24 protein-coding genes are annotated in these 23231 nt (G+C 68.3%); 6 read left to right on the top strand and 18 right to left on the bottom strand.

Translation table 11 applies throughout. The features are described 5' to 3' along the window. Positions 1 to 68 precede the first annotated feature (68 nt). Positions 69 to 857, top strand: coding sequence for an IclR family transcriptional regulator (locus AB0I34_RS37495; RefSeq protein WP_360455019.1), 789 nt, complete (start codon positions 69 to 71; stop codon positions 855 to 857). 52 nt (positions 858 to 909) lie between these two features. Here AB0I34_RS37495 and AB0I34_RS37490 read toward each other — a convergent pair whose 3' ends face one another. After that, a complete protein-coding gene (locus AB0I34_RS37490; protein WP_360455016.1) occupies positions 910 to 1878 on the bottom strand; it encodes a hypothetical protein in 969 nt (322 codons plus the stop codon). 233 nt (positions 1879 to 2111) lie between these two features. Between AB0I34_RS37490 and AB0I34_RS37485 the strand changes: the two genes are divergently transcribed. After that, entirely contained in the window at positions 2112 to 2567 is a 456-nt protein-coding gene (locus tag AB0I34_RS37485; protein ID WP_360455013.1) for a GNAT family N-acetyltransferase, read from the top strand. A gap of 28 nt (positions 2568 to 2595) precedes the next feature. On the opposite strand, the gene AB0I34_RS37480 is transcribed toward AB0I34_RS37485, so the two are convergent. The 3 genes from AB0I34_RS37480 to AB0I34_RS37470 all read right to left on the bottom strand — a co-directional run bounded on the left by AB0I34_RS37480 (position 2596) and on the right by AB0I34_RS37470 (position 6043). Then, positions 2596 to 3441 (bottom strand): neutral zinc metallopeptidase, encoded by an 846-nt coding sequence (locus tag AB0I34_RS37480; RefSeq protein ID WP_360455010.1) that lies wholly within the window; start codon positions 3439 to 3441, stop codon positions 2596 to 2598. Positions 3442 to 3524: 83 nt separating this feature from the next. Continuing rightward, positions 3525 to 4826 (bottom strand): neutral zinc metallopeptidase, encoded by a 1302-nt coding sequence (locus tag AB0I34_RS37475; protein ID WP_360455007.1) that lies wholly within the window; start codon positions 4824 to 4826, stop codon positions 3525 to 3527. Between the two features lie 29 nt (positions 4827 to 4855). After that, the gene (locus AB0I34_RS37470; RefSeq protein WP_360455004.1) at positions 4856 to 6043 is read right to left on the bottom strand and encodes a neutral zinc metallopeptidase; all 1188 of its coding nucleotides are present in this window, start codon (positions 6041 to 6043) and stop codon (positions 4856 to 4858) included. A 205-nt stretch (positions 6044 to 6248) separates the two neighbouring features. Between AB0I34_RS37470 and AB0I34_RS37465 the strand changes: the two genes are divergently transcribed. From AB0I34_RS37465 to AB0I34_RS37455, 3 genes are all read left to right on the top strand, one after another. Beyond that, the gene (locus tag AB0I34_RS37465; protein WP_360455001.1) at positions 6249 to 7016 is read left to right on the top strand and encodes a glucose 1-dehydrogenase; all 768 of its coding nucleotides are present in this window, start codon (positions 6249 to 6251) and stop codon (positions 7014 to 7016) included. 261 nt (positions 7017 to 7277) lie between these two features. Further along, positions 7278 to 8015, top strand: a complete 738-nt coding sequence (locus tag AB0I34_RS37460) for a methyltransferase domain-containing protein (protein WP_360454998.1) — start codon at positions 7278 to 7280, stop codon at positions 8013 to 8015. A 44-nt stretch (positions 8016 to 8059) separates the two neighbouring features. Further along, positions 8060 to 8482, top strand: a complete 423-nt coding sequence (locus AB0I34_RS37455) for a hypothetical protein (RefSeq protein ID WP_360454995.1) — start codon at positions 8060 to 8062, stop codon at positions 8480 to 8482. A gap of 26 nt (positions 8483 to 8508) precedes the next feature. Here AB0I34_RS37455 and AB0I34_RS37450 read toward each other — a convergent pair whose 3' ends face one another. The 13 genes from AB0I34_RS37450 to AB0I34_RS37390 form a co-directional block, all read right to left on the bottom strand. Then, positions 8509 to 9003 carry a class E sortase gene (locus AB0I34_RS37450; RefSeq protein ID WP_360455095.1) on the bottom strand — a complete coding sequence of 165 codons (495 nt, stop codon included), beginning with the start codon at positions 9001 to 9003 and terminating at the stop codon, positions 8509 to 8511. Between the two features lie 242 nt (positions 9004 to 9245). Further along, complete coding sequence (locus AB0I34_RS37445) at positions 9246 to 9773, bottom strand: MOSC domain-containing protein (RefSeq protein ID WP_360454992.1); 528 nt, start codon at positions 9771 to 9773, stop codon at positions 9246 to 9248. Between the two features lie 19 nt (positions 9774 to 9792). Then, complete coding sequence (locus AB0I34_RS37440; RefSeq protein WP_360454989.1) at positions 9793 to 10527, bottom strand: aminoglycoside 3'-phosphotransferase; 735 nt, start codon at positions 10525 to 10527, stop codon at positions 9793 to 9795. After that, positions 10524 to 11534, bottom strand: a complete 1011-nt coding sequence (locus AB0I34_RS37435) for a LacI family DNA-binding transcriptional regulator (protein ID WP_360454986.1) — start codon at positions 11532 to 11534, stop codon at positions 10524 to 10526. The genes AB0I34_RS37440 and AB0I34_RS37435 overlap by 4 nt, the downstream gene beginning before the upstream one ends. 21 nt (positions 11535 to 11555) lie before the next feature. Further along, complete coding sequence (locus AB0I34_RS37430; RefSeq protein WP_360454983.1) at positions 11556 to 12431, bottom strand: carbohydrate ABC transporter permease; 876 nt, start codon at positions 12429 to 12431, stop codon at positions 11556 to 11558. Then, positions 12428 to 13381 carry an ABC transporter permease subunit gene (locus AB0I34_RS37425; RefSeq protein WP_131353006.1) on the bottom strand — a complete coding sequence of 318 codons (954 nt, stop codon included), beginning with the start codon at positions 13379 to 13381 and terminating at the stop codon, positions 12428 to 12430. The genes AB0I34_RS37430 and AB0I34_RS37425 overlap by 4 nt, the downstream gene beginning before the upstream one ends. A 3-nt stretch (positions 13382 to 13384) precedes the next feature. Then, positions 13385 to 15019: a sugar ABC transporter substrate-binding protein gene (locus tag AB0I34_RS37420; RefSeq protein ID WP_360454980.1), complete on the bottom strand. Its 1635-nt coding sequence runs from the start codon at positions 15017 to 15019 to the stop codon at positions 13385 to 13387. A gap of 166 nt (positions 15020 to 15185) precedes the next feature. After that, positions 15186 to 16034 (bottom strand): DUF11 domain-containing protein, encoded by an 849-nt coding sequence (locus AB0I34_RS37415; protein WP_360454977.1) that lies wholly within the window; start codon positions 16032 to 16034, stop codon positions 15186 to 15188. A 138-nt stretch (positions 16035 to 16172) separates the two neighbouring features. Next, positions 16173 to 18725: an adenylate/guanylate cyclase domain-containing protein gene (locus tag AB0I34_RS37410; RefSeq protein WP_360454974.1), complete on the bottom strand. Its 2553-nt coding sequence runs from the start codon at positions 18723 to 18725 to the stop codon at positions 16173 to 16175. A 216-nt stretch (positions 18726 to 18941) separates the two neighbouring features. Next, entirely contained in the window at positions 18942 to 19145 is a 204-nt protein-coding gene (locus AB0I34_RS37405; protein ID WP_360454971.1) for a hypothetical protein, read from the bottom strand. A gap of 59 nt (positions 19146 to 19204) precedes the next feature. Then, the gene (locus AB0I34_RS37400; protein WP_360454968.1) at positions 19205 to 19945 is read right to left on the bottom strand and encodes an RNA methyltransferase; all 741 of its coding nucleotides are present in this window, start codon (positions 19943 to 19945) and stop codon (positions 19205 to 19207) included. A gap of 18 nt (positions 19946 to 19963) precedes the next feature. Then, on the bottom strand, positions 19964 to 20257 hold the full coding sequence (locus AB0I34_RS37395; protein WP_360454965.1) for a DUF4287 domain-containing protein: 294 nt from the start codon (positions 20255 to 20257) through the stop codon (positions 19964 to 19966). A gap of 78 nt (positions 20258 to 20335) precedes the next feature. Beyond that, a complete protein-coding gene (locus tag AB0I34_RS37390) occupies positions 20336 to 21103 on the bottom strand; it encodes an ANTAR domain-containing protein (RefSeq protein ID WP_360454962.1) in 768 nt (255 codons plus the stop codon). A 61-nt stretch (positions 21104 to 21164) separates the two neighbouring features. Here AB0I34_RS37390 and AB0I34_RS37385 point away from each other — a divergent pair, with 61 nt between their 5' ends. Continuing rightward, positions 21165 to 21755: a TetR family transcriptional regulator C-terminal domain-containing protein gene (locus tag AB0I34_RS37385; protein ID WP_360454960.1), complete on the top strand. Its 591-nt coding sequence runs from the start codon at positions 21165 to 21167 to the stop codon at positions 21753 to 21755. Here the strand turns inward: AB0I34_RS37385 and AB0I34_RS37380 are convergent. Next, positions 21743 to 23140, bottom strand: a complete 1398-nt coding sequence (locus AB0I34_RS37380; RefSeq protein WP_360454957.1) for an aminotransferase class V-fold PLP-dependent enzyme — start codon at positions 23138 to 23140, stop codon at positions 21743 to 21745. The genes AB0I34_RS37385 and AB0I34_RS37380 overlap by 13 nt on opposite strands. Positions 23141 to 23231 lie beyond the last annotated feature (91 nt).

The following is a 23231-nucleotide window of genomic DNA, read 5'->3' as shown; positions in this document are numbered from 1 at the left end:
ACTGAGCGAGGTATCGAGGGATGATCGGCGACAGATCGGTGCGACAACCGGTCGCATACCCTGACTCCATGGCGACTGCGGATCCGGTGGGTGGGAACGGTCAGCCCCTTCTGGTGCTGGGCAAGATCGGCGAGATCCTCGATGCGTTCTCGCTCGACCGGCCGTCGTTGACCCTCAGCGAGATCCGCGACGCCACCGGGTTCCCGACCTCCACCGTGCAGCGGCTCGTCACCAACATGGTCGCGCTCGGGTTCCTCGACCGGCAGGGCGATCAGCTGCGGGTCGGCGTGAAGATGGCGTACTGGGCGGCGCCGGCGGTGAAGGGGGTCGACGTACTGGACCTGATCGTGCCGCTGCTCCGGCAACTGCGCGACGCCACCGGCGAGACGGCCGCGTTCTTCCGGGCCGAGCAGGGGCACCGGGTCTGCGTGGCGCTGGCCGAGACCAACCATGCGCTGCGCCGGGAGATGCACGTCGGCAAGATCATGCCGCTGCACGCGGGGTCGGCCAGCCGTGTCCTGCTGGCCTGGGACGACGAACTGGCGAAGTCGGTGCTGGCGCAACCGCTCGGGTCGATCACCGACAGCACGATCACCAGCGCGGACGAACTCGCCGCCGTGATCAAGCAGACCCGCGCCGACGGCTACGCGATCACCATCGGCGAGCGCGAACAAGGCGCCTCCGGCCTGTCCACCCCCGTCTTCAAGGCGAACGGCGAACTCGCCGGCTGCCTCACCATCAGCGGCCCCACCATCCGCATGCCCCTGGACCGCTGCCTCGACTGGCTCGACCTCCTGGTCGAATCCGCCGAACACGCCACCCGCCTCCTAGGCGGCCGCTTCCCCACCACCATCTAAACCACACACCCCGCGTGCCTCCGCGCGGAGCGCGGGGGCACGCGGGTGTTGATCAGGGTTGGCCGCCGCCTTGCCAGTTGCCGTTGGATGGGGTGGAGCCGTTGGACCAGCCGCGGTTCTGCGGGGCCCCGTGGGTGGCTGGGTGCTGTTCACCCGGCTGGCCTTGGTAGCCGGGCTGACCCTCGTACCCGCCCTGACCCTCATAACCAGACTGACCCTCGTAGCCAGCCTGGGGTTGATAGCCGGCCTGGGGTTGATAGCCGGCCTGGGGTTGGTAGCCGGGCTGGGGTTGGTAGCCGGGCTGGGGCTCGTAACCGCCGTCAGCCGGGTAGGCCGTCGTACCGTTCGAACCGGTCGCCGGCTTCTTGATCATGTCTCGGTCGAACAGGTTGCTGAGCGCGCGGCCGGCCATCTCGCGACCCCCGAGGCCGAAAGCGAGGCCGAGGGCGAGCGCCGCGCCCGCGAGCACGATCAGCAGCGTGTTGCCGGTCAGCTGGACCGCGATCCCGAGCTGGGTCAGCGCGGCGAACGCGGCGTACACGAGGATCGCGTACTTGCCCACCTTGGCGAGCATCTCGTTGCCGGTGGCACCCCGGATGATCGCGGCCAGGAAATTCGCGAACAGCGCCGCCAGGCAGATGATCACGATCGCGGCGAAGATCCGCGGGATGTAGCCGAGCATGTCGCTCATGAAGCTCGAGATCTCCGGTACGCCGAGCGCGGAGGCGAACATCGTGAAGCTGATCAGGAACACGAACCAGAACACGACCTTGCCCAGCATCGCCGAAGCGGTCAGCCCCGTGCCGGACCGCTGCAGCACACCGGACACACCGGCCCGCTCCATCCACTGGTCGAACCCGACCCGCCCGAGCAGCTTGCCGACGAGCTTCCCGAGCACCTTGGCGACGACATAGCCGATCACCAGGATGACGAGACCGCCGAGCAGGTTCGGGACGAACGAGAGAAGTTTGCTGAAGGCATCTTCGAACGGCTGCGTGAAGTCGATCGCTAACGCGGACATCGGACCAACCTTTCCGGAACTGGCCCGCATCCGCTGCCGCGCACACCGCACACGACCCCGGCACGGGCGGATGCAGTGGTGTCCAGTATCACTCGTACCCTTCGTTGCGTAGGGCAAACAGATGACATCGGCGTGTGACAGCGAAAGGTCTTTGCATAAGGCAAGCACCGTTTCGGTACTACGGTCGTTACCCCGGCTGCTGAACCGATTCAGCGCTTTGAGATGCTGGCGGTATGAATGATGTGGTGATCCGCCGTGCCACCAGCGCCGACGTTGCCGGGATCGTCGCGATGATCGCCGACGACCAGCTCGGTGCGACCCGCGAGTCGGTCGACGACCTGACGCCGTACCTGGACGCGTTCGAGCGCATCGACACCGACCCGAACCAGCTGCTGATGGTTGCTGAACGCAATGACGAGCTGGTCGGCACGCTGCAGCTCACGATCATCCCCGGCCTGTCCCGCCGCGGTTCCTCCCGCGGCCTGATCGAAGCCGTCCGCGTCGCCGCCCCCGCCCGCGGCTCCGGTCTCGGTACGACGCTCATCCAGTGGGCCATCGAAGAATCCCGCACCCGAGGCTGCACCCTGGTCCAACTGACCTCCGACAAGTCCCGAACCGCGGCCCACCGCTTCTACGACCGCCTCGGCTTCCTCAACACCCACGAAGGCTTCAAACTCAAGCTCACTTGATCTTCGCCCACGGCACCCTCAGGTGCATTCAGCTGACTCGCTTCGCGGGTGCGACGAAGGTGTTGCAGGAGGAGGGGTTCGCGGAGTCGAATGCGCGCAGGCTCCAGTAGCCGTGGTTCTTGCGGGAGCCGTGGTCGCGGACGTTGTCGGGGGCGTACTCGTCGCCGGTGTGAGTGACCTGGTCCTCCCACATCCCCAACCGCCAGCCGGTCAGGCGGAAAGGCTTTCGGTTCGCGCCGAGGAAGGCCGCGCCGAAGCAACTCGCCTGCAGTTCCAGCCTGCGCTCGTCCTCGAGCCGAACCGCCTTGGACGCTTGCGCATGGCCTGTCCAGTACGTCGTGAGGATCCCGACGGACGCCTGCAGATGATGACCGAACTCGTGCGCCAGCATCGTCTGGAAGTCCACCAGGTCCCAGGCTGTGTCGCCGGAGCTGACGAACTCGCCCCACTCGAAGCAGATCGTCCGCGCAGACGGCTGGTAGTACGCATCGGTGTCTGTCGGACCGTCGTCGCAGGCCGCACTCGCCGACTTCGCCCCGACCTTGTACGCGACGACGACCGGGCGATCGAAGTAGACGTCCGCGCGGGCGACGACCGGTGCCCAGGCACGGTACATGCAGTCGACCATGACGCGGGCATACGCCAGAAGCGCGGTCTTCGACCTCGGCGCCGACCCGGGCACCTTGCAGGACACCGCCGGAACCTTGCCCGCAGCGTAGAGCTTGTTCTTGAGGGTCATCGACCTGATGTCGATCGAGAGCCTGCTCGACGGTGTCGTGTTCTGCGCCACCGGCGGCGTCAGCTGAGGCGATGCGCCGGCAGCTGGTGGCGCGGTCGCGGTGGCTGCCGTCGCCGGGGCCGCGACGGTCGTCATCGTCGATCGAGTAGCGGTTCCAGCGACCACAGCCACCACCACGACGAGAACCGCCAGCCCGACGGTCCTCACCACCCCACGCACTAGCTCACCTTGCCAGCGGGAGCCGTGAACGTGTTGCAGGACGCAGGATCCGCCGACTTGAACGCCGGTCCGGCCCAGAACCAGTTGTTCTTGGGCGATCCGTGCGTGCGGGCTTCCTTCGGGTCCTGACCAATCTGCTTCACCTGGTCTTCCCAGGAGTCGAGCTTGGCACCGGTCAGACCGAGCGACTTCTTGTTGGCGCCGAGGAAGGCGGCCCCCAAGCAGCTTGCCTGCAGCTGACGACGGCGGCCCCACTCCAACTTCTCGCTCTCCGTCTTCGCCCAGCCCTGCCTGGAGAGGTCCGCCGTCAGCATCTGCGTCATGTTCTGGACGTGGTGGCCGTACATCGACGCGATCGACTCCAACATCCACACCCGGGTTGCGAGTGGATCCTCCTGGTAGTTCTCCAGGTCGAGCTGCCAGTTGATGCTGATCGCGACACCAGAGTCGCAGTAGAACATGGCGCCGATGTCTTTCTCGCAGGGCGTCTGTCCTTGCTTGCTCTGCAGGACGAGACCCGGGGCCTCGAACTCGTAGCCGGCCTTCTTGATCAGCGGCTCCCACGCCCTGTTCAGGCACGGAAGCACGGCTCTGTAGTACTTGAGGATCGCGGATTGGGAGTTCGGCTTGATCGCCGGCTCTTTGCAGGCGACCGAGGCGACCTTGCCGGCCTTGTAGATCTCGTTCTTCTGGAGGCGGACGAGGTCCGGGACGACCGGGGCGGTGACGGTGACGGTGGGGTCCGGCGGGACCGGGAGCGGCGGCTCGGTGTTCTTGACCGAAGGGCGGGCCAAGGGGTTGGCGACCGGGTTGTCGTAGGAGTCGATGAGTTTGAAGCCGCCGATCGTCGCGCCCGTGAGCATGATGACGACGAGGACGGAGAGGGTGACGATGATCGCCTTGGAGTAGTGCCGCGGGGGTTTGACCAGCGGCGCGTCGGCGGAGAACTGCGCGCCGGAACGGGACGCTGGTGAGTGCCAGCCGACCGGACGTGATCCGCCGGGGCGACGGGTGCCGGTCAGCGGGGTGAGCGGAGCGCCGGCAAGCGGCGCCGGCGGAGGTGCGCCGTAGTCGCCGGCCGCGTCGGGATCCGTCGGGAGCGGCTGTGCCTTCCGGCGCGCAGCCGGGCTGACGGTGCCGTGGAGTTCGCGAGCCTTGCCGAGGCTGCCCGGCAGCTGGCGGCTCAGAGTGAGGGGACGCACGCCCGCGCGGCTGCCGTCGGGCAGGACGTCACCGGCGCCGCCGGGCATGAAGTGCCCCGGCTCGGGCGCGCCGGCACCGTCAGGGTGCTCCTCAGGCATCGCTCGTCCCCCCTCGTTCGTCCGCACCGTCAACTGACCTTCGCGGATGATGCCACGAAAGTGTTGCAGGTGCCCGGGTTGGTGGTCGCGAACCCCTGGTTCATCCAGAGCGCCAGGCTCTTGCCGGAGCCGTGGTTCCGGACCTTGTCCTCGGCGTGCTCGTCACCGCCGTGCTGGATCAGCAGGGTCCACTGCCGCAGCAGCTCGCCGCGCAGCGGGAAGCTGGCCTTGGCCGCGCCGAAGAAGACCGCCGAGAAACAGCTCGCCTGCAGCGCCGCCCGCCGGTCCTGTTCCAGCTGGCCGGCCTTGTTCGCCGCGGTGTCGCGCAGGTTGCCGGACGCTTCGAAGATGCCGACCAGGTTCTGCACGTGAGCGCCGTACACGAAGCCCATCGACTCGGCTATCTGGACCCGGGCCAACGCCTTGTTCTTCGGGTACTCGTCCATCAGGTCCTGCCACGGCATCGTCACGCTGCCGCCCTGGTCGTCCTGGCAGTACGACGAGACGTCCTTCTGGAAGCCGCACGCCGTCTCGTCGCCCTCGTCGAAGACGATCAGCCGCGGCGACCGGAACTCGAACCCGGCCTTGGTGACGATCGGCTTCCACGCCTTGTCCATGCACGCGATCAGGGCCTGGTAGTAGGAGTAGACGTTCTCCTTCGAGGTCGGCCGGTACGCCGGCTCCTGGCACTTCACCGCCGGCAGCTTTCCGGCCGTGTAGAACGGGTTCTGCCTGACCACCTCGGCATCCGGCTTCGGCTTGCCGGCCGGCACGGCCGCGCCGTCGCTCGGCCGGACCGACGGCGTGCCCATCGGGTTGGCGACCAGGTCGTCGTACGACGAGAGCAGCTTCGTGGCGAGCGCGATACCGCCACCTGTGATCAGGAGGGCGACGACCACGATGGCCGCGACCATGATTTTGGATCGCTTCTTCGGGACGAACGGGATCGGCTCGGGGTGGAAGACCGCCTGGTACGCCGCGGCCGCCGGGTCGTCGGGCGGCGGTGGGCCGAGCCGGCTGCCGGTCAGGGTCGTACGCTTCGACTCGATCCGTGACCCGCGCAGAACCGGCGCCGCGTCCGAAGCGTCGCCGCTCAGCCGCGGCGTCGGCGCGGCCAGCGGGGTGGAACCACGCTGCGGTTCCCCGTCGGCCGGGGTGTTGTGTCCCTCGCCGCCGGGCAGAAAATGGCCAGGCTTAGGCGCCGGCTTGTCCGCCATGCTTCCCCGCTTCTCCCCAGTACCGGACTCCGCCGGTCCCACCCACTCGTCAGAAACGGCCGGGACACCCCCTGTCCCAGACCGACGAGCGATAGTAAGCGCTGGACGAACATTGCGGGAACCGGCTTGCAGCTTTTGACACCGTTTCGCGACCCGGTCCTGCCGGGAAACTTACTCCGGGTAACCATCGACAGAGGAGCAGCGCATGAACGTCCTGGACACCTTTGCCCTCACGGGCAAGCGGGCCTTGATCACCGGCGGGAACCGCGGTCTCGGGCGGGCCTTCGCGCTCGCCTTGGCCGAGGCCGGCGCCGACGTCGCGATCGTCGCCCGGGACGCCGAGCGGAACACCGCGGTCGCCGGCGAGATCGAGGCCCGCGGCCGGCGCGGTCTGGCCATCCAGGCCGACATCACCGCTCCGGACGACGTACGGCGCCTGGTCGCCGACGTGACGGCGGAGCTCGGCGGGATCGACATCCTGGTCAACAACGCCGGGATCGCGATCCACCGCCCGGCCCTCGACATCCCGCCGGAGGAGTGGCAGCAGGTCATCGACCTCAACCTGACCGCGCTGTGGAACTGCAGTACGGCGGTCGCCCCCGGCATGATCGAGGCCGGCGGCGGCGTGATCGTCAACGTCGGCAGCATGTCCGCCGGGATCGTGAACCGCCCGCAGTGGCAGGCGTCGTACAACGCGTCGAAGGCCGCCGTACACCACCTGACGCGCAGCCTGGCCGCCGAGTGGGCAACGCATGGCATCCGCGTCAACGCGCTCGCCCCCGGCTATGTGAAGACCGACATGTCCCCCGTCGACCAGCCCGAGTTCCGCCAGAACTGGATCCTCGACGCCCCGCTCCAGCGCTACGCCACCCCCGAGGAGATGGCTCCGTCCGTCGTCTACCTCGCCAGCCCCGCATCCTCCTTCATGACCGGCAGCGTCCTGTTAATCGATGGCGGATATTCCGTCTTCTGACGCGCTGCGACTCTTGAAGGTGGGGAGATTGGGGCCGGAGGAGGCTCTGGCGTCGTGGGACAGATTCCCGGTCGACCGCCCATCGCGCCGAAGTCTGATTGGTGCAGTTCGACAGGAGGTGTCCGGCGTCCGAGTCCGAGACGCGGTGGGCTCAGGCGGGGATCGGCGGGCAGCGGGCATATACGTCCTGTCGATGTGCACCCAGGCGAACGATGCGAAAACCTGTTTGCGGTGCGGGGGTGGGGTTGTTTGGGTGGGGGGATGGTGGAACTGCGCAGGGATGGGTATCCGCGGTCGAACAGGTACGACGCCGAGTGGGTGCTGGGTGGGGACATGGGGCCGCATCCGTTGTGGTTGCTGGAGGATCTCGCGCGGGATCTCGACCTGCGGCCGGGGATGCGGGTGCTGGACCTCGGGTCCGGGAAGGGCACGACTTCGGTGTTCCTGGCGAAGGAGTACGGCGTCCAGGTGTGGGCCGCGGACCTGTGGATCGACCCGACCGACGCGGCCGCGAACATCGCGTCGCAAGGCGTCGACGGGGTGGTGACCGTGAAGGCCGAGGCGCACACCCTGCCGTTCGCGCGGGAGTTCTTCGACGCGATCGTGTGCGTCGACGCGTACGAGTACTTCGGCACCGCGGACACCTACCTTGCCTATCTCACCAGCTTCCTCAAGCCGGGAGGCCAGCTCGGCGTCGCCACCCCCGCGCTGCGCGCGGAGATCCGCGACCTCGGCTTCATCCCCGACCACATCAAGAAGGTCGTCGGCGGGGAGGCTCTCGCCTGGCACACCGCGGACTGGTGGCGGTTCCAGTGGGAGATCACCGGGCTCGTCGAGGTCACCGCCGCACGGCTGCAGGAGTCCGGCTGGGACGACTGGGTCGCCTGGGCCCACGCGGTCTCGGAACACCGAGGTGAGCGCGACGGCTCGCTCGACATGCTCGAGGCCGACCAGGGCGAGTACCTGACCTTCGCGATGCTGGCCGCCCGCAAGATCTGAGACCGCGGGTCGCCCGAGCGCCCGTGGTGAGGGATGCTGGGGGCATGAGCTGGGCTGTGTACGCGATGCGAGGGCCAGGAGGCGTGCGCCGCCTCGACGACATCCCGGACGGGTACGAGCCGCCGTCGGTCGGTACGGCGACGGAGGTGGTCGCGACCGTCCGCGAGGTCGTCCCGGACGTGGACGCGAGCAAGCCGTCCTGGCTGGCGCTGCGAAGTCCGGAATACGACGTCGAGATGACGATCGGCAAGGGTGTCGAGGTCCGCGACATCACGTTCTACCTGAACGACGGCCCGCGCTCGATCCCGCTCGTGATGGAGATCAGCCGCCGCCTCGGCGTCACGCCGTACGACACCGAGTCGGGCAACTTCCTCACCGAGGAGTCCCGGCCGCCGGTCCCGCCGCCGATGACCGCCGACGAGATCAAGATGAACAAGCCGAAGTGGTGGAAGTTCGGCCGCAGCTGATCCAGGACCTGCAGCCGGTCGGTTGATCACGCCTGGCGGGTGGCGACCAGGGTGCCGATCTTGTTGATCCGGTGCTCGGGGTTGCCGAGTTCGTCGGACCAGAAGTTGCCGGCGGCGTGGTCCTCCGGGGTGGCGCAGGTGGAGATCGTGATCATCGCCTGCGTCGGCGTCACGCCCGGGCGTCCCGGTACGGCGGCGTTCTGCTGCGCCTTCTCGGCCGGCTTCCGGAACGAGATCGTCATCGTCCGGTCCACCCTGTAGTCGTACACGGTCCCGCCCATGGTGATCAGAATGTGGTCCCCGTTCACCAGCTCCGGCACCTGCCCCAACGGTCGCCCGTGGCTGGTCCGATGCCCGGTGATGATGAAGTTCCCGATCTGTCCCGGTCCCACTCCACCCGCCGGGCCGCGTGGACTCGCCGCGACACCCCGGTCCTGGATCCGCGTCCCGGCCCGATCGTCCGCCGTTCCGACGTACGCCACCACCCGCAACCCACGCACTCCGATCGCCGGAATCGTCATACTCACCGGCCCGGACACCGTGGGTTTGGGCGTCGGCTTCCGTGTCGGCGTCTCGGCGGGCCTGCTGGGCGCGGTGGTGGGCGGCGGCGCGGAGGTCCGCGCAGGGGATCGCGTGGGCGTGGGCGACGAGTCGGCGGTGGGCGCCACATCACTGCACCCAACCAGCCCCACTACCAGAACCAGCCCTACCGCCAGCCTCACCCTCCGACGGTAAGCGACCCCACCGAAAACCGCCCGAAAGTTCAGTCCAGCAGCGTGAGCGTGGCAGACCCGAGACGGAGAGTGCCGTCGCTCAGCGGGGTTGTCCTGACGCCGCCGTGCCCCCGGAGAGCTTTCATGGCGCCAGGCGCCAGTACGACGTCCATCCACGCGCACGGATTGGCCGGCCGATAGGCCTGGAACTCCACCGCGCCGGACCCGGAATCGACGCTGAATCGACGACCCGGACTGCCAGGGTGCGAGGCCAGGGTGTCGATCGGGAATCCGCGCAAGACAATGTTGCGACGCATGAGGTGCGGGTCCGGTGGTGTCGCGAGATCGAGCGCGCGGGCCAGCTCGTCCAGCGACGCCGCGTCCACAAAGGTGACCGCCGCGTTCCGGTGCACCTTTTGGCCGAAGTACCGGTCCCCCACAATGCCGAGCCCCGCACGCACCTCGACCTCGGACCGGCCCACCGACTCGGGATCCGGCTGCGGACCGCCCTGCGGCCGCCCCTCGAACGCATGCACCCGCGAGACCACGAGCGCGACGATCTCGACCGGAATGCCCACCCGATCAACAGTACGGCCGTCAGCCCCAGGTCAGCGGATCGAGCAGGCGGTGGAAGTCCAGGCGGCGCTGGTCGGGGTGCGGGAGGCCGTACGAGGTGAGGAACGGGGCGGGGTCGGTCGACCACTCGTCGTGGATCTGGATGGTGGCGAGCGCCAGATCGAGGTACCGGTCGGTGATCCCGAGGCGGCCGAGGTCGATCAGCCCGGTGACCTCCAGCGTCGACGGGTCGAAGAGCACGTTCGGCAGGCAGAGGTCGCCATGGCAGACGACCAACTCCTGGACCGATGCGATATAGGGGCTCTCAGCAACAACTCGCTCGAGCAGCTCTGCCGGGTCGAGCTTCCGCCACTCGTCGGTGAGGAACGCCGGATTCACCGCACCCCGCCGTACGACGTCCGCCGCGAGCGCCACCACCGACGCGAGCGGACGCTCGAAGGGGCAATCGGTCAAGGCGTGAAGGTCGCGCAGGATCCGGCCCAGGCTGTCCATCGCGGCCACCCGGTCCTCAACAGCCAGCGAGTCCCCCGGCACGCCCGGCACCGCGGTTGTCATGAGGCACGCACCATCCGCCGACTCGACCCAGTCCACGACCGTCGCCCCGGGAATCGCCGTTCCCGCGAGCCATTCGACCCGGTCCCGCTCATCCCGCAGAGCCTGGACCCCGCCCGCCCTGCAGCGCTTGGCGAACACGTCGCCCCGGCGGAACACGTCAGCGCCGGACTCCCCGATCGTCACCCGTTCCCAGCCCTTCAACCAGGAACCACCTTCGACGAGTCGCGGACGATGAGCTGCCACGGAAAGTCGAAGACCTCGCCGGGCGCGCCCTCACGGTCGGTCAGCCGCCCGACGATGATCCGCGCCAGCGCCCCGTTGAACCCCACCGGCCCGACGGTCGACAACGACGGATCCAGATGCTCACCCTCCGGCGTGTTGCCAACACCGACCACGGCCAGATCCCGCGGTACGTCGATCCGCAGCCGATGCGCCGCGCGGACGACGGCGATCGCGGCGAAGTCCGTCGTGCAGTAGATCGCCGTCGGCCGGTCCGGCTTGCTCAGCAGAGCCATCGCGGCGCGGTAGGCGCCCTCCGGGTGCTGTTCGAAGATCGCGATGTCGTCCTCGCGGATCGGTTTGCCGGCCGACCGCAGCGAGTTCAGGTACGCGTCGAAGCGAGCGAAGCCCGAGGTCCGCGAGGTGAGCGCACCGACCCGGTCGTGGTGTTCCAGCAGGTGCTCGACGGCCAGGTGGCAGCGCGGCTCGGCGCCGGACCGAATCACGTCGAAACCGCGCGGCTCGAGCGTCTCGCTGAACGCCACGATCTGCACACCCTGCGCCGCGAACGCCTCCAGTTCGGCGATCTGCTCGGGGTCCGCGCTGACGCTGTCGATGAAGATCACGTCCGGCGTCCGGTTCGAGAGCACGGTCCGCCAGTCGCCGTCGGCCACGATCAGCGCGGTCTTCCCGTACGGGCCGACCGCCGTACTGACCGTGGCCGCGACCGCCTGCGACCACGGGTCGGCGAGCACGCTCAGCGAGAGCAGGACCAGGTCCGACTTGCCGGTGCGGATCGCGCGGGCCGCGTCGTTGCGCCGGTAGCCGAGCCGGGTCGCGGCCTCCCGGACCCGGTCGGCGGTCGAGTCCTTGATGGTGTGGCTGCGATGCCGCCCGGACAGCACGTAGGACACGGTCGCGACCGAGACGCCCGCTTCCTTCGCGACCATCCGCAGCGTCGGCCGGTCCTGCGTGCGCCCCATCGCCATGCGGTCGATTCTCGCAGACCGTCAGCCTTTGACGGCTCCGGTGATGACGCCCTTGGTGAAGTGTCGCTGCAGGAACGGGTACAGCAGGACGATCGGCACCAGCGCGACCACCACCACGGCCATCTGCAGCGACTGCGGCTGCGGCAGCGGTTCCACCCCGAGTTGGTCCGCCGACAGCGACTTGCCCTGCAGTACGTATGTCCGCAGGATCACCTGGACCGGCCACTTCGAAGTGTCGTTGAGGTACAGCAGCGCGTTGAAGAAGGCGTTCCAGAAGCCGACCGCGTAGAACAGCCCGACCACCGCGATCACCGCCTTCGACAGCGGCATCACGATCCGCCGCAGGATGGTGAAGTCGCTCGCGCCGTCGATCCGCGCGCTCTCCAGCAGTTCGCCCGGCACATTCATGAAGAAGGTACGCAGCACAACGAAGTTGAACGCGCCCAGCGCACCGGGCAGGATCAGCGACCACAGGCTGTCCAGCAGCCCGAGCTGCTTCACCACCAGGAACATCGGGATGATCCCGGGCGCGAACAGCAACGTGAACAACACCATCAGCAGCACCGGCCGTCCGAACAGCACCGGCCGGGATGTCGCGTAGGCCAAGGCGATCGTCACCGCGACGGCGATCGCCGTACCGACGATCGTGACGAAGACGCTGACCAGGATCGCTCGTCCCATCAGCCCGCCGCTGAACAAGGTCTGGTACGCCTTGATCGTCGGATGCGACGGCCACAGGACGTACCCGCCGGCGTCGATGATGTCCTGATCGCTGGCCAGCGACGTGGAGATCACCACCAGGATCGGAATCACGATCACCAGCGCGAATCCACCCAGGACGAGGGCCTTGATCGCCTGGTAGCCCGGCGACGGATTCTCTTTCCACACAGGTCTCATGAGCGCCTCTGGAAGATCCCCGGCTCACCGAGCCGATGAGCGAGCGAGTTCGCACCCCACAGAAGCAGCGCGCCGACCACACCCTTGGCCAGGCCGGCCGCGGCTCCACTGCTCCAGTCGCCGCCGACGACACCCGCGTAGTACGTGAAGGTGTCCAGTACTTCGGCCGCACCCGGGCCGACGGAATCGCGCTGCAAGATGAACTGCTCGAAGCCGACGCTCAAGATGTCGCCGATCCGCAGGATCAGCAGCAGCACGATGACGGTCCGCAGCGAGGGCAGCGTGATGTGCCAGAGCCGGCGCCAGCGGCCGGCTCCGTCGGCCGCGGCCGCCTCGTACAGCGAGACGTCCACGGTGGTCAGCGCGGCCAGGAAGATGATCATCGCCCAGCCGGCGTCCTTCCAGATCAGCTGTGCGACCACCAGCAGCGGGAAGGTGTCCGGGTTGGTCATGAACGGGATCGGATCCAGCCCGGCCTGCCGGAGCAGGTTGTTCAGGAACCCCGCCCCACCCAGCGACTGTTGGAACAGGGTCACGACCAGCACCCAGGACAGGAAGTGCGGCAGGTACGCGATGGTCTGGAACCAGCGCCGGACCCGGTTGCTGACCAGCGAGTCCACGATCAGCGCCAGCCCGATCGGCACCGGGAAGAACAACAGCAACTGCACCGCGGCCAGCACCAAGGTGTTACGCAGCGCGTCCCAGAAGTCCGGGTTGTCATAGAGATTGACGAAGTTCTGCAGCCCGTTCCATTCGCTGTGCATGATGCCGAGGTACGGCTGGAAGTCCTGGAACGCGACCACATTGCCGAGCACCGGCAGGTAGAAGAACACCAGCAGGAACACGACCCCCGGGATCATCAGCAGCACCATCTGCCAGTCCCGCCGCCATTTCACCGCGAACGGCAGACCGCTCTTGACCCGCGTCGTCGAGGAGGCTCGCTTCAGCATCACTCAGGACCCGGTGACCGGCACACTCGACGGGAGGACGGCGGCGAACTCGTCGCGCATCTTGTCGCCGCCACCGTTCTTCCAGCGCTTGAGGGCTTCGTCGTACGCGTCCAGCTTCTGCCGGCCCGTGACGATATCGACGATCGTGTCCCGGAACGCCGCGGTGAGCTTCGGGCCGACCTTGCTGCTGGTGTCGGAGTACGTGCCGGCGGTCGGGTTGCGCATCGCGTGCTCGAGCAGCTTCTGCTCGGTCGCGTAGATCTTCTTGGTGTCCTCGGGGAACGCCGGGTTGAAGATCACGCTCTCCGGCGCGGTCATGATCTGCAGCGCACTGACCAGACCCTGCCCTTGCTGGGTTCCGGCCTTCGTCAGCACGGGATTCTTCTGACCGTCCAGCTGGTACTGCTGCCCCTCGACACCGAAGTTCTTCTGCAGGTACTCCTTGGTGCCGAACGGCGCCGACAGGTAGTCCATCAGCGCGAGCAGCTCACGGATGCGACCTTCGTCGGTCTTCTTGAACGGCGTGAACCCGACGGTGCCGTAGCCCATGTCGTACACCGGCTTCGCCTTGCCGTCGTGGCCGAACGGGATCATCGTGTCGACGAACAGGGTCGGATCCATCGCACGGAAGTCGGCGGTCGCCCGCGGGCCTACCGTGACCTGCGCGGCGATCTGGCCGTTCACGGTCTTCGGGGTGGCGTCGGCCAGGTTGAGGTCGGGGTAGAAGACCTTCGCGGCCCACAGCTTGGCGGCGTACTCGACCGCGGCCTTGTAGTTGTCGGTCTCGTACAGGTAGGTCAGCGAGCGATCCTGGTTCACCCGCCAGCCGTTCGGGGCGCCGAACCACTCGCCGAACATGTGCAGCATGTTGATGATCGCGGGCTCGAGCGCGTAGTTGGTGCCGTTGGTGAGCTCCTTGCACTTGGCAAAGAACTCGTCCGCCGTGCTGCACTGCAGGCCGCCGACCTTCTGCCAGGTCCGCGGGTTGCCCATCATCACCTGGCCGAACGGCGTGGACGGGATCGGCGCGCCCCAGATCTTGCCGTTCACCACCGCGGTCCGCCACGACGCCGGCTTCAGCGCGGCGAGGTTCGGATACTCGAGGACGGCGTCACCCGAGAGGTACTTCGTCAGGTCCTGGAACTTGGCCTCCAGCATCGGGCCGATGTTCGGGATGCCCTGGTTCGGCGGCAGCCACATCAGGTCCGGAAGCGAGTCGCTGGCCAGCAGTGTGGCGAACTTCTCCGGGTAGCCCGGGTCGGTGCCGATGGTGAGCCGCAACTCGGCGCCGAGCGCCTGGTTCAGCGACTGCCACATCGGGTTGCTGCCCATCGGTGGCGGAGGCGTCGCGAACGTCTCGGTCAGCGCAGTCACCGCGTTCTTCAGCGGCGACGCCTTCACGCTCGCGGTCGCGTCCGGTGGGAACCGCAGGAACCCGGGCTCGAGCCCGGACTCCGCCCCGGCCAGATCCGGCCGCACGCCCTCGAACGGCTTGTACGTCGGCAGCGCCAGGTCGCCCGAGGCCTTCGCACCACCGTTCGCCGTACCACCGTCACCACAGGCCGCGAGCGTGGGACCGGCGACAGCCGCCCCGACCACGGCACCGCCCAATTGCAGGAATCGCCGACGACTGACCATAGCTGCTCCAAGTTCTGAACAAGTGCTCACTAACGCACACTTAAACGTTAACCGGGACCGTAAACCCCCTCCACCCATCGATGCAAGGCGTGAACCACGAAAAGACCGGCGACCGCGGGACTCGAGAACCCGCGGCCGCCGGCCGGATGTGTGACCTACCAGGTGATCAGCAGCGCACCAGCAGGCTGGTGAGCGCATGGCAGGTGCGGCTGGCCTTGTCGTTGCTCGCGACCGGGTCGGTCGGCGAGCTGCCCGTGCGCTGTGCCGCGGCAACGAGCGGGCCGATCGTCAGAAGGCCGGCGTCGGCGGCGAACGTCCGCGTCACGCTGGCGCCACTCGCCAGCGAAGCGACGTCGCAGTTCACCGTCTTGGTCGACCCCACCCGGGTGCAGTTGCCGCCGGCGTACACGAGCCGGGTCGGGTAGGCACCGACCACCCGTACGCCGGTGGCCGCGGAGGGACCGTTGTTCTTGATCGTGACCGTGTAGGTGATCCGCGAGATGAGCAGCGTCCGTACCGACGCGGTCATGCTGACCGCTACGTCGGCGTCCGTGGTCCCTTGCTCGATCGTGAGCGCCGGTCCGTCGAAGATCTCGAACGCGTAGTTCTCCCCGATGAACTGGTGCTGCAGCGTGATCGTCCCGGCCGGAGCGTCGTCCTTGACCTTGAACGTCCACGTCACCGACCTGGACTCACCGGGCGGGATGTCACCTAGCCCGGACCGGTAACTGCTGCCCAACTGGTCACAGGCGACGGCCCCCGCGCACCCCACCAGGTCGACCAGGCCGGGCAGCGATGCCGGCTCCTTCGCGTACATCCCCGCCTTCGATCCCAGAATGCTGAAGTCGCGGTCGTTCGACAGCGTCTGGGTGACCGTGAAGGTCTGCCCAGGAGCGACCGACGTCGTACTGACCTCGATCACACTCGACGGTGGCGCGGCCGCCGCCACCTGGGTGCCGGCCACCAGGCCCGCACCCACCAGCGCCGTTACCAGCGCAGCACGAAACGTCCCCAAAGCACGCACAGTAAAGCCCCCCACTTCAATGAACCCCAGACATGCTTCTGCCCCCACAGAACCGCCGACGGCGGTGAGAAGAGTATGGGGTCCTTCGGGGCCTCGCACAACCACTCAGCGCTACCACCCGTGTCGGACTCAGAGCCGGGCCAACAGCTCCTCGACGCGCATCGACCGGCCGGCCCGGCGGTGGTCCTCCCACTCCGCCCGCGACAGCACGCCGTTGATGAGGGCAACCGCCTCCTCGAGTTCCTCTTCCAGGTAAGGGTTCGCGATCTCCAGCCGCTCACCCATCGCCTCCTCGGCGCCGAACAGATGCGCGGCCCCGACCGGATCGCCCTCCCGGATCAGGATGTTCATCGCCGTGTTGGCGAACGCCAGCATGAGACTCGGGCTGCCCATGGCGAGGATGGTCTTGGCCAGCTCACGGACCAGTTCGCCCGCCTCGACGACCCGGCCGGAGACCACGAGGAGGAAGGCCAGGTTCTGCCCCTGTACGGCGGCTTCGTACACGTCACCGAGCGCCTCGTAGAGCGCGAGCGACTCGCGCAGCAGGGCCTCGGCGCGCTCGAGCCGGTCCAGTTCCTCCTCGATGCCACCCAGGTGGCCGAGGACCCGGGCCAGCCGGCTCTTGTCATCCAGGTGGCGATGCAAGTCGAGCGCTTCCACGAGAGTGCGTTCGGCCGCGTGGACTTCGCCTTGCTGACGTTGCGCCGTACCGAGGAGAGTCAGGGCATACGCGATACCGGGGCGGTCGTCCAGAGCTCTGGACATCTCGAGACTTCGCAGCGCGACCTCGTGGGCCTGATCCGTTTCGCCCTGGAGGAGAAGGAGATTGCCGAGTCCACGAAGGCAGGCAGCGAGGTCCGCCGACGGATGGGCGGTCTGCGCGACGACCTGCTCGTGCCACTGTCGGCTCTCGGCGATGTAACCGGCCATCAGCCAGGCCCATCCGAGCGCGGCGCAGAGCCGTCGGCTCGTCGGGATGTCGGCCGAGGTCGACCAGGTCAGCGCGGCGCGGAAGTTGTCGAGCTCGGACTCGGCCAGTTCGAGGGCCGTGTTGTGCCGGGATTCCCGCAGGGCTTGGAGATTCTCGGCGACGCCGGTGTAGTACGACGCGTGCGCCGCACGCACCGCATCGGCCTCGTCGGTGGCCTCGAGCTCGTCGCCGGCGTACTGCCGGATCGTCTGCAGCAACCCGATCCGGCTGCCCCCCTCCGGACCCTCGGAGATGGCGATCAGGTTGGCGTCGTTCAGTTCGACGACCGCGTCGAGCGGATCCTCGGCGTCGCAGACGACGGCGGTGATCGCGGCCAGGTCCGCGCCGCCGGAGAAGACGGCGAGGCGGCGGAAGATGCGGCGATGATCGGGACTGAGGAGCTCGTAGGACCAGGCGATCGTGTCGCGCAACGTCCGCTGCCGATCCGGTGTGACACTGCTCGTGGATGCGATGTCGAGCCTCTGGTCCATGCGGCCGAGCAGCTCGTTGACGCTGAGCACACGGACGCGCGGAGCACACAACTCGATGGCCAGCGGCAGGCCGTCCAGGTGACGGCAGATGGCCACCACGTCGGCGACGTTGGCCGGGCTGAGAGTGAATCGAGGCTGAACGGCCTGTGCGCGTTGCACGAACAGCTGTACGGCGGGCGAGTCCTCGGCGACCGTGTCCAGCGGCATCACCGGATGCTGGTGCTCGGCCATCAGCCCGAGCGGCCGCCGCGACGTCGCGATGACTTCGACCTGCGGCGCCCGTTCGATGATCTGGGCAACGACCGTGGCGGCACCGTCCACCTGCTCCAGGTTGTCGAGGACCAGCAACAGCGAACGATGCGCCAGGTACGACGTCAGCCGCGCGGGACTGCGCTCGCGCGGGGGTACGTCGAGAACCTCGGCGATCGACGTCCACATCACCTGCTCCGACGTCACCGCCGCGAGCGGCACGAAATACACGCCGCCGGGGAACTGGTTCGTCAGCTCGGCGGCCAGGGACATCGCGAGTCGCGTCTTGCCCGCACCGCCGGGTCCGGTGAGGGTGACCAGCCGGATCTCCGGTTGGCGGATCAACCCGGTCAGGCGCGCTAGGTCGGGATCCCTTCCCAGCAAGGGATTCGCGGGCACCGGGAGGCTGCTCGCCGTACCTACGGTGCGTGGTGGAGGAAAGTCCTGCTCGAGACCCGCGACCGTCACCTGGAACAAGTGCTCAGGCTCGGGAATGTCCTTCAGATGGTGCATGCCGAGATCACGCAACGACGCACCCTGGGGCAGTCGCGCCACGTCGCCGGTCGCCGCGGAGATCACCACCTGACCGCCGTGCGCGGACCCCGCGATCCGCGCCGCCAGGTGGACGTCCATACCCCAGTAGTCGTCCTCGTACACGCCCGGCGTACCGGTGTGGATCCCCATCCGCACCCGTAACCGCTCCCCGCCCGGCCACCGGTTCCCCGCCAGCCGCCGCTGCCCCTCGACCGCCGCCCTGACCGCATTGTCAGCCGTCGGGAAGACCACGAAGAAGCTGTCGCCCTCGGTGCCGAGCTCGATCCCGCCGTACTCGTCCCACACTCCGCGAAGGATTTCGCGGTGCCCCTTCAACGCCTCCAGATACTGCTCCCCCAACCGGCGCAGGAGCATGGTCGAGCCCTCGATGTCCGTGAACACCATCGAGACCGTCCCCGCCGGCAATCCCCCACCCACACCGCCAGTCTCGACCACCGGATCGCGCCACGTCGAGAACCATCGGTGGACTTCGTTTTGTGGATGGACCCTTCGCCAGCGTCGTTGCCGCCGTACCGTCCGGCGCGAGACCGTAGAAGGGCACCGCCGGATCCCCCCTCCGGCATTGCATTGTGCTTGGCCGCACAATTCAGAAGAGCCCGTCGCATCCCCCCGCGGTCGGGCTCTTCGTCTGTCTCAGCGATGGGCGGCGACGTACTCGCCCTGGCCCGGGTTCCGGAACCTGACCACGGCGCCCGGGATCGGACCGGGCCACGGGGACTGCTCGACTCGGCGGTAGGCGTAGAAGCCGTCCTTGACCGTCGCGACGCCGACGTGGCCGTCGGCGGTCTGGACAGTGACCTTCGGAGTGCCCTGGACGACACCGAACACGGTCGTCACGCTGGCCGGGCCAGCGACCCCGCGGCCCTCGGCGGCGGACTTCCGCGTTGCACGGCCGATCAGCGATTCGTGACCTCGAAGGCTACGACAGCCGCGGCGACCGCGACATTGAGGGACTCGACACCGGCGTGCAGCGGGATCTGGAGGTCGGAGTCGGTCGCCACCGTGATGCCGTTGGTCTCGCCGCCGAGGACGTAGACGGCGCGCGGCGCAAGCTCGGCCTTGAACAGGGAGTCGTGCGACCGGGCCGACAGGCCGTACACGTGGTAGCCGGCCGTGCGCAGCAGGTCGACAGCCGCCTTCGCGGTCGAGGTGTTCACGATCGGGGCCTGGAACGCGATCCCGGCCGACGCCTTGATCACCAGCGGCCCGACGTGCGGCGTCCCGGCGCGCGGCAGGATCACGCCGTCGAAGCCGGCTCCGGTCGCGGTTCGGAGGATCATCCCGACGTTGCCCGGGTTCGTGACGCCGTCCAGCAGGAAGACGTTCGTCGGGCGGCGGCCGCGCGCCCGGACGAACTCCTCCAGCGGCGTCATCCGCGGCGCGTCGACATCGGCGACCACACCCTGGTCGTGCTTGCCGTTCCCAGCGAGCCACTTCACCCGGCTGGCTGTCGCGCGCTCGACCGGCGTCCCGTACTTGTCCGCGGCGCGCAGGATCTCCTGCAGCGAACCGCCGGTGGCGTTGTCCGCCACCACCACCTTCGCCACCGACAGCGCGGGATCATGCAGCGCCTCGAGCACGGGCTTGCGCCCGTAGATCGTGATCCACTTGTCCCGCGGTGACCTCTTCGAATCCACCCGCTTACGGTACGCCGTTCAGCCGGCCGGGTTGGTCGCCTTCCCATCCAGCCACAGGGTGTCCGACGGGTCCCGGTGGGTGCCGGTGCTGCCGACGTGCTTGTCGCTGATCCCCGGGCCGTTCTTGATCACGTGCACCAGCGCCATCGCGTGCCCGCGACCGAGGTCGTAGTCGGCCTTCAGCCAGTCACAGATCACACCGGCCTTCACGCCGGGAGCGTCGTACCCGCGCTCCTTCGCCTGGTCGACCAGCGCCCGCGGGGTCAGGCCGGTCTTCTCCTCGGTCTTGTCCAAGTACGCCTGGAACGACATCGCTGCAGCCTCCTCGTGACCGGCGCCTCCTGCGCCGTACACCACTGCGTCGAGCGACCGGGCCGGAAATCGACAGGGTCACTCGTCGGAGTTCAGGCCGTACTTGCGCAGCGCCTCGTTGAGCCTGCCCTGGTTGTGCGCCTCGACCAGCTCGAGAGACAACTGCCGCAGCTTGACGTTGGTGTCCTGGGAGCAGCGCTTGAGTACGTCGAACGCCACCGTCGCGGGGACGCCGTAGCGGTGCATCAGCACCCCTTGGGCCTGACCGATGACCGTCCGGGTGCCGAGCGCGGTCCGCAACTGCTCGATCAGCGTCCGGCTGTCGTTGAACAGCTGCACGTTGTCGAAGGCGACCCCGGCGTGCATGGCGAACAGCAGCACGATGTCGTACGACGTACTGCCGAACGCATCCGGCTTGGCCGAGAACAGGCTGAACGCGGCCGCCGCGTCACCCGCGGCCGGCAGCGGGAGGAACAGGCAGCTGCGGTAGCCGGCGTTGATCGCGGCGGCGCTGAACTCGGGCCACCGGTGATCGGCGGCCAGGTCGCCGATCCGGCGCGGCTCCCCGTAGCTGAGCGCGTCGAACAGCGGACCGCCGCCCTTGGTCAGCTGCTCGGCCAGTGTGGACCGGGTCGGCTCTGCCACCGGATCAGCGGTCTTGTGGTACCGCGCCACGATCTCGGCCGAATCGTCGGCGAGCACCGTGATCACGGCCTCCTCGCAGTCCGGCACCGTCAGCACGACCCGGTGCACGAACCGGCCCAGCGTGGTCGGGACGTCATCGTCCTCGACCAGCCGGCTCACTTCGGCCAGTTCCTGCGCCAACTCGAGAATCCCCTCACCCATAGGACCATCATGCGCCTCCGTTTCTGGGTTCAGAACCCCAGAATCGGCTAGTCTCGATGAGGTGGACGATCGACTGACCGCGAAGGGCCGGGCGACCCGGGCCCGGATCCTCGCCGCCACGGCCGAACTGGTCCGGCGCAAGGGCATCACGCGGACCCAGCTGGACGACGTACGCCGGGCCGCCGGCGTGAGCGGATCGCAGCTGACGCACTACTTCCACGACAAGCGGACGCTGATCGACGACGTGATCGCCTGGCAGGCGGAGGCCGTCGCGGACCACGAACCTGCGCTCGACTCGTTCGCCGCCTGGCATCGCTGGGCCGACCTGATCGTCGCGCGGCACACCGGGCGGAAGTTCCAGGGCGGCTGCGATTTCGGCTCGCTCGCCGGGCAACTCGTGGAGTCGAGCCCGCAGACGCGTTCCCACCTGGCCGACGGGTACGGCCGCTGGCTCGACCGCTTCCGGCGCGACCTGTCCGGCATGCGTGACCGGGCGTTGCTGCGCGCCGATGCCGACCCGGATGCGCTGGCCAACACCATGCTTGCGGCGATGCAGGGCGGCGTACTGCTGGCTCAGACCCTCCGCCGAGTCGAGCCGCTGCGCGACTCGCTCGACGCCGCCCTCGCTCGCCTCGAGTCCTACGCTCGTTGAAGGCATTGCAGAACTGCGGCCGCTGATCGGTCGATGTCTGACTCGTCGGTCGTCCAGTTGGAGACCGAGATACGCATCGCCGCCTTGCCCTGCCAGGTCGTGCCCGACATCCAGCAGGTGCCCTCGTCCTGCACCGCGCGAACCACCCGCCGAGTCAGCTCGTCGTCGTCCCCGAAGCGGACCAGGACCTGGTTGAGGACTACATCGTTGAGTATTGAGACTTGAGTTGCTGGCAAGGTCTCGGCTTGATTCGCCGCCAAGGTCTCGGCGAAGCGGCCGGCCATCGCGTGACACCGGTCGACGATCTCGGCGATCCCCGACCGCCCGAGGGCGCGGATGGCGGCGTACACGGCGAACCCACGCGCCCGGCGGGAGAACTCCGGGTTGAAGTCCAGCGAGTCGCGTTCGCCGTTCTCGTCCTGGATCAGGTACGCCGCCCGGATCGACATAGCGGCGCGATGCGGCTCGGGGTGGGCGCAGAAGACGAGGCCTGAGTCGTATGGGACGTTCAAGGTCTTGTGCGCGTCGGTCGCCCAGGAATCGGCGCGGTCGATGCCGTCGACCAAGGTTTTTAGTGTTGGGCTGACCGCGGCCCAGATGCCGAAGGCGCCGTCGACGTGCACCCAGGCGCCCTTCTCGTGCGCGAGGTCGCAGATCTGGCGGATCGGGTCGAAGGCTCCGGTGTTGACGTTGCCCGCCTGGGCGCACACGATCTGCGGTCCCGTGTCGTCGAGCGCCTCGGCGAGTGCGTCGGCTCTGAGCCGGCCCTGGTCGTCGACGGCGATCGGGACGATGCAGTTCGTGCCCAGGCCGAGGAACCGCAGGGCGCGGTCGATCGTGTCGTGCCGCGCGGCCCCGGCCAGCACCCGGATCGGGGGTGCGCCGATGAGGCCGTCGCGCTCGACGTCCCAGCCGGCCCGGCGCAGTACTTCGTGCCGGGCAGCGGCCAGGGCCGTGAAGTTGGCCATCTGCGCGCCGGTGACGAAGCCGACCGACGTACCTCTCGGCAGGCCGAACAGCTCGACCAGCCAGTCCGCCGTGACCTCCTCGACCACGGCCGCCGCGGGCGAGGCGGCGTACAGGCCGGCGTTCTGGTCCCAGGTCGTGGTGAGCCAGTCGGCGGCGAGCGACGCCGGCGTCGCACCGCCGAACACGAAGCCGAAGAACCTGGCGCTCCCGCTCGGCAGCAGTCCGTCCTCGACTCCCTTCGCCAGGTGCGCGATCACGTCCCTGGGCTCGCTGGGTCCGGTCGGCAGTTCCCCGCCGAGTGCTCGCCGGAGCTCGGCCGCGGTCGCGCGGGGGCCGACCGGACGCTCCGGGAGCCCGGCCAGGTACGTAGTCGCCCGCTCGAACGCCTCCGTGAGCGGTCCTTCCCAATCCACCATGCCTCTTTTGTACTGCGGCATCGTGTGATGGGGCGTGTGACGGCACTACAGTTCGGGTGCTGAACCGCCAGGCCATCACAAATGACTCGCC

The sequence above is a fragment of the Kribbella sp. NPDC050281 genome, from assembly GCF_040655855.1.
Lineage (GTDB): Bacteria > Actinomycetota > Actinomycetes > Propionibacteriales > Kribbellaceae > Kribbella.
The sequence above is the reverse complement of the archived record's forward strand: the minus strand, read 5'-3'. Positions and strand labels throughout refer to the sequence as shown.

Bases quoted from the DNA above. Each gene is read 5' to 3' on its own strand.
- AB0I34_RS37495 (WP_360455019.1), top strand. From the start codon at position 69: ATGGCGACTGCGGATCCGGTGGGTGGGAACGGTCAGCCCCTTCTGGTG.
- AB0I34_RS37490 (WP_360455016.1), bottom strand. From the start codon at position 1,878: ATGTCCGCGTTAGCGATCGACTTCACGCAGCCGTTCGAAGATGCCTTC.
- AB0I34_RS37485 (WP_360455013.1), top strand. From the start codon at position 2,112: ATGAATGATGTGGTGATCCGCCGTGCCACCAGCGCCGACGTTGCCGGG.
- AB0I34_RS37480 (WP_360455010.1), bottom strand. From the start codon at position 3,441: ATGACGACCGTCGCGGCCCCGGCGACGGCAGCCACCGCGACCGCGCCA.
- AB0I34_RS37475 (WP_360455007.1), bottom strand. From the start codon at position 4,826: ATGCCTGAGGAGCACCCTGACGGTGCCGGCGCGCCCGAGCCGGGGCAC.
- AB0I34_RS37470 (WP_360455004.1), bottom strand. From the start codon at position 6,043: ATGGCGGACAAGCCGGCGCCTAAGCCTGGCCATTTTCTGCCCGGCGGC.
- AB0I34_RS37465 (WP_360455001.1), top strand. From the start codon at position 6,249: ATGAACGTCCTGGACACCTTTGCCCTCACGGGCAAGCGGGCCTTGATC.
- AB0I34_RS37460 (WP_360454998.1), top strand. From the start codon at position 7,278: ATGGTGGAACTGCGCAGGGATGGGTATCCGCGGTCGAACAGGTACGAC.
- AB0I34_RS37455 (WP_360454995.1), top strand. From the start codon at position 8,060: ATGAGCTGGGCTGTGTACGCGATGCGAGGGCCAGGAGGCGTGCGCCGC.
- AB0I34_RS37450 (WP_360455095.1), bottom strand. From the start codon at position 9,003: ATGACGATTCCGGCGATCGGAGTGCGTGGGTTGCGGGTGGTGGCGTAC.
- AB0I34_RS37435 (WP_360454986.1), bottom strand. From the start codon at position 11,534: ATGGCGATGGGGCGCACGCAGGACCGGCCGACGCTGCGGATGGTCGCG.
- AB0I34_RS37430 (WP_360454983.1), bottom strand. From the start codon at position 12,431: ATGAGACCTGTGTGGAAAGAGAATCCGTCGCCGGGCTACCAGGCGATC.
- AB0I34_RS37425 (WP_131353006.1), bottom strand. From the start codon at position 13,381: ATGCTGAAGCGAGCCTCCTCGACGACGCGGGTCAAGAGCGGTCTGCCG.
- AB0I34_RS37420 (WP_360454980.1), bottom strand. From the start codon at position 15,019: ATGGTCAGTCGTCGGCGATTCCTGCAATTGGGCGGTGCCGTGGTCGGG.
- AB0I34_RS37395 (WP_360454965.1), bottom strand. From the start codon at position 20,257: ATGTCGTTCCAGGCGTACTTGGACAAGACCGAGGAGAAGACCGGCCTG.
- AB0I34_RS37390 (WP_360454962.1), bottom strand. From the start codon at position 21,103: ATGGGTGAGGGGATTCTCGAGTTGGCGCAGGAACTGGCCGAAGTGAGC.
- AB0I34_RS37380 (WP_360454957.1), bottom strand. From the start codon at position 23,140: ATGGTGGATTGGGAAGGACCGCTCACGGAGGCGTTCGAGCGGGCGACT.